Genomic DNA, 5,098 nt, shown 5'->3' with positions numbered 1-5,098 from the left:
CTGAATGACTAGTCGGGCAGGCCCGCCTGAATGCTAGTCGGGCAGGCCCGCCTGAATGCTAGTCGGGCAGGCCCGCCCATAGATGTTCGGGCAGGCCCGCCTGAATGCTAGTCGGGCAGGCCCGCCTGAATGACTAGTCGGGCAGGCTCTTCGTCGAAATGACAGAAAACTAGTCCTGAGTCTAAGCGTCGTGATTCAAAGAGTCTTTGGTCTTGGATCTAGATTCTAGGTTCTATTTTCTAGCTTCTTTGAAAAAGAAAAACCCCACGATGAACGCAGGGTTTTCAGTATATCTTCTGACTATATGCTTTTATTATTCATAAAAACTTAAAGGCCTTAGAATGACTTTTAAATAGTCTCTTTGTGATATCACTTTTTAAAAAATTTACATTACTTCAAAATGCACTCCTTGTGCATACGAGTTTCCATCTTCATCTATAATTACAATAGTCATATGATAATCTCCTGGAGCAGCATTGGCTGGTACTAAAATAGCATCATCAAGCTCTGCCGTACTTCCACTAAACGTTTCATAGTTTTGGTCTAATTCCCAAGCGATTTGATCTCCTGTCGGAGTTAAGTCGTGCCCATGAATCTCCATAGATACGGTTTGAATACCGTGTTCTGCTTGAAGGTCTGCATGAACTTCTAAAACTTCTCCAGCGGTAACCTTGTTAACAGAAATATTTTCTATACTCATTCCATGGTCTTCATCACCATGAGCTTCTCCTACAATAATCTCTACAAAGGCTTCACTTTGATTTCCTGCAGCATCTACCACAAAAATCCCTAAATGATATTCGCCTTCTGCGATGTTTTCTGGTATTTCTAAATGATCGTGTATGTTAAAACTGGTATTCCCTGCTTCAATTTCGAAAGTTTGAGAAAGCGACCAAGGTTCTACATTCGTAGTGCTGCTAGGTCTTCCATGATCGTGTCCATCAAAATTATTATGGATATCGATCTTATAAGAAGCCAACGCTCTATCATCTTCTACATCGATATCTAAATGTACTTCTCCTCCTACACTAAACGCTTCTTCTGCTGTAGGTTCATTGATCGTAATGACAGGCGCTTGGTTGTCTAAGCCTCCATTATCATCATCGCTGCTACAAGCGGTAAAGAAAATGCTTACTAAAGCGATTAAGGTAACTATTTTATAATTCTTCATTTTTATTATTTTTTATGTTTATTCTTTAGCCCAATTTATAGGCATATGTTTCTTTTATGTTTCTGATCCATTGCTTTTGGGGAGGTCCTCTGGAATAAAATATAAATTTCCATTCTTGTTTGGGGCTATCCAAATAATAAGAGTTTTGATAAACAAAACTTAAATTTTTAAAGCCTACATCCATCTCGTTTTCTACAAAGAAGAGCTCGTGATGTTGGAAGTGAAGGTGATCACAATGATGTCCTATCTTTAAAGAGGTGGAAGTAATATGCTCTTGGTGTACTTTTGACTTAGATACGGGAAGGTGAGTCCCCCAAACATAATGTATAGACGTGATGAATTGTACCGTTAAAAAAACGATAGTTAAGCCTATACTGATATGTTGCTTGAGGAGTTTCATGAACGATTTCCGAAAGGAATAGTCAAATTAAGTTGAATATTTCTCCCCATTTCTGGGATCTCTAATCGCCTATAGAAGCTCGTGTGATTAAAATATTTAGTATTAAATAGATTGGTGACCTGAAGGTTAAACCTAGCCTCTACATTTTGTATGTGGATGCTTCCACTCACCCCTGCTCCAAAAAGCTCATAACCTGGAGTTACTTCTTCTCCCTGAGCTATTTGATCTTGCTTCATCGCTAAGCGCGCGTTGAGGTATACTTCTACCGCTTGAAAGGTTTTATTCTCTTGCCACAAGGTATACCCTGTTTCTAAAAACAAATTATTAGCTGGTGTAAAAGGTAAAGGGTAATTCCTAGAACGGTTTGAAGTGATTTGCTTATTGTAAAGGTATTCTGCTACAGCTAAGGTTCTCAATTTGGAGAAGAATGTTTTTTCTACTTCCACTTCAACCCCAGAAAGAAGGGCTTCTGATTGCGTGTATTTAAACAATTGACCCGAATGTGGCAATACCGAAAAATTTCCCGTAGGTTTTAAAAAAATGTAATTGGTAAAATAATACGCATACGGATTCACTGCCCAAGAAAAGCTCTTGTCTTTAAACGATAATTTGGCATCGGCTACCCAGCCTTTTTCTGGATCTAAATTTACATCGCCTTGCTCGTGTCTAAATGAGCCGTGGTGAATTCCGTTGGCTCCAAGCTCTATGGCTGTGGGGATTCTAAAATTGGTTCCCGCATTCGCATTGAGCGTCCATTTTGGCGTCAACTCATAGCGCACGCCTGCCATCACATTAAAGCTACCAAAATCTTTATCCACCTGCGGACTTCTTTCCGCGTAAGCTGTAGCTTCCTCTTCACTTTGCCCGGCATTTATTAAATATTCGTACAGGGTAGGATCATAGTGTCTATCTATATCAATGCTGTTTTGATCGTACCTCATCCCAAAACTATACAACAGCTTTTTGCTGTATTTAAACTCGTGTGTGGCAAATGCCGCAAAGTTATTACTGGTATATTGAGGAAGTAAAAAATTAAATCCGTCTATCCTATTCTCTTGCCATTTGGCCTGAATCCCTACAGAAGTGGTATGCTGATTAGAAAATCTTTTGGTGTATTTTGCTTGTGCATCGTAGGTAGCTAACTCAAAGTTCAACTCTAAATTAGGATCTACTACTGGCGGTTGTTGGTTGGCATAATGGGTATGAAATAAACTCCACTCTTGCCGCTTATTCTCTTGATAGCCTAATAAAATTTCTAGGTAATCTTCTTCAAAATAGATTTTATTATTGTTGATCACTTTAAAATGGTTGACACGTTGGTAAGGATAGCCTATATTTCTGGTATCGCCATCTGGACGTACCCTATCTACCGAAGGAATTCCATGCGCGCCTGGGAAAAAACCTGATTTTTGATACACATTACTCACACTAAGTAGAGATTCTACTTTTTCTCCCATATACCCTACTTGAGCATACATATCTAATTCTTTCCCTGCAGTATTTTTGAGCTTTTCGTCATAGACGGGCATCTTAAAGTTAAGGTACGAAATGGTATCGGTAGGTAAGGAATAATCTCCGTACTCCATTCCCGTAAGTTTTAGTTTATAGAAAAATTTGTCTCCTCTATAATTTAAATTGAGCGATGATCCTATGGTGTTATTTACCGATTTCCCTAAGGCAGTGATATGACCTGAAAGGCCTTTTTCGCTCGGCTTTTTGGTATTATTTATTTTAATCACCCCACCAATAGCGTCACTACCATACTCAATGGCGCCTACGCCTTTGAGAATTTCTAAATTTTCTATCGATAAGCCATCTAACTCTAAGCCATGATCTGCTCCCCACTGTTGGCCTTCTTGTTTTATTCCGTTTTCAGCAACCGCTACTCGGTTTAACCCCAATCCTCTTATAATGGGTTTAGAGGTTCCTGCGCCAATTTCCATAGCGTTCAAGCCGGGTAGTTTTTCTAAGCTTTTCGCCAAAGAACCTGTAAATTCTTTTTGAAGGTATTCTTGATTGACCAATTCTCGGCTTACAGTGGTTTTTTCTACGGAAGAAGTTTTGATAAGCACTTCTCCTAAGGTGGAAGTGTCTGCTTTTAATTTAAAGTTGAAAGTCATATCTTTTGAAAGCTTCACTAAAGTGTCTACGGTGACATAACCCATATAAGACACCTGTATTTGATGTGCCCCTTTTAATAAGTTAGACAAGTGAAAACTTCCATCGGCTTGACTTAAAGTAAAAATTTTAGACGTATGGACATGAGCTCCCTCTATAGGGGTCCCCAGAGAATCTATAATAGTTCCCTTAACGGAATATTCTTGATTGTAAGCTTTAAAAGCTTGTAAAGCGAAAAAGCATATAAGGAGGAAACGCAGTAATTTCATGTATGGAGTATTAAGTTTTAAAAAACGATCAAAGAGTAGCTTCTTTCACTCTTAGATGGAAGTCGATCTTAAATTATTTTATTGATGTATGGAAAGCTATGATGCCTAATTTTCATTCACAAAGCTCTATGTTAATTCTAGCACTTGCAACAGGGATCATCCCATCCTTGTAAGTTAGAATACATCTTAACTCATTTTTTAGTACTTCGTTATTTACAAAGTCAAGCAAATTTTTATTTGGAAATCCGCCACTATGAGGTATAAAAAATTACGTTTATCATTTTGAAAACCAAGCAAAACTTAACCATCATTGTGAGCATACTTATCAACGATTAAACAGTACTAACGCTAGTAATAAGTATGTACACGATTAAGCTTTTAGATAAAATTTATGCTAGCTGGGAAAAAATGAATATCCTATAATTTCATCATCCTGTAAATTATTTTGTACCTCATCCATCATAAGATGTTGAAACACTAAATGAAATTAAGTAAGAAAAAAAGACTAGGCGGTAAAAAAAGGTGGGGGTTTATTGAAGATAAGACATACCGGAGTCTTGGTAGAGGCTAACGAACGGTACGTAATTTGAACTTCGTTAGCGATGTGGTGTAAGAGCAACGGACTGATTTCATGGAAATCTTCCGCAGCGATGATTGGTGTGTGCTTATCGGTTGCCGATAAATGACACCACACACATTCTTGGGCATCGTTGATATCGTCTGCATGCACCAAACTATGTAATGCCCCCGCTTTTAAGCTCACAAAAGCCAATAGAAAAACTATGGAAAGGCGCTGTTTTAGATGTGGGGACAAAATCATGCTGCAATATTAAAAATTAAAAATGAACTTGAATGTTAAAAAAATCTAAAGTATCATTTCATTAATTTCTTCTTTCAACGAAATGACACTTGCCTGTTGTCATGCAGAGTGAAGCGCAGCGAAACGAAGCATCTTTTCGTTTTGGAAATAAGAGATTTCCCGCCCGTTCCGTTCGGGCAGGCCCGCCCATAAGTGTTCGGGCAGGCCCGCCCATAAGTGTTCGGGCAGGCCCGCCCATAAGTGTTGGAGTGTCTACCTTTGATGTGACGATTTTTTAGAGTCCATAAATATTTATAGATTTAAATTATGGCAAAAAAACA

At 38.5% G+C, this 5,098-nt stretch carries 4 protein-coding genes; all 4 read right to left on the bottom strand.

Annotation, left to right across the window (positions count from 1 at the left end):
• Nucleotides 1-385: 385 nt before the first annotated feature.
• A complete protein-coding gene (locus RBU60_RS14015) occupies nucleotides 386-1,171 on the bottom strand; it encodes a DUF4625 domain-containing protein (RefSeq protein ID WP_308865689.1) in 786 nt (261 codons plus the stop codon).
• A 25-nt stretch (nucleotides 1,172-1,196) separates the two neighbouring features.
• Entirely contained in the window at nucleotides 1,197-1,571 is a 375-nt protein-coding gene (locus tag RBU60_RS14010) for a hypothetical protein (protein WP_308865687.1), read from the bottom strand.
• Nucleotides 1,568-3,958 carry a TonB-dependent receptor gene (locus RBU60_RS14005; RefSeq protein ID WP_308865686.1) on the bottom strand — a complete coding sequence of 797 codons (2,391 nt, stop codon included), beginning with the start codon at nucleotides 3,956-3,958 and terminating at the stop codon, nucleotides 1,568-1,570. The genes RBU60_RS14010 and RBU60_RS14005 overlap by 4 nt, the downstream gene beginning before the upstream one ends.
• A 505-nt stretch (nucleotides 3,959-4,463) precedes the next feature.
• Complete coding sequence (locus tag RBU60_RS14000) at nucleotides 4,464-4,778, bottom strand: hypothetical protein (protein WP_308865685.1); 315 nt, start codon at nucleotides 4,776-4,778, stop codon at nucleotides 4,464-4,466.
• Nucleotides 4,779-5,098 lie beyond the last annotated feature (320 nt).

This window comes from Mesonia profundi (genome assembly GCF_031085155.1).
Lineage (GTDB): Bacteria > Bacteroidota > Bacteroidia > Flavobacteriales > Flavobacteriaceae > Mesonia > Mesonia profundi.
This window is presented reverse-complemented; position numbering and strand designations above follow the sequence as displayed.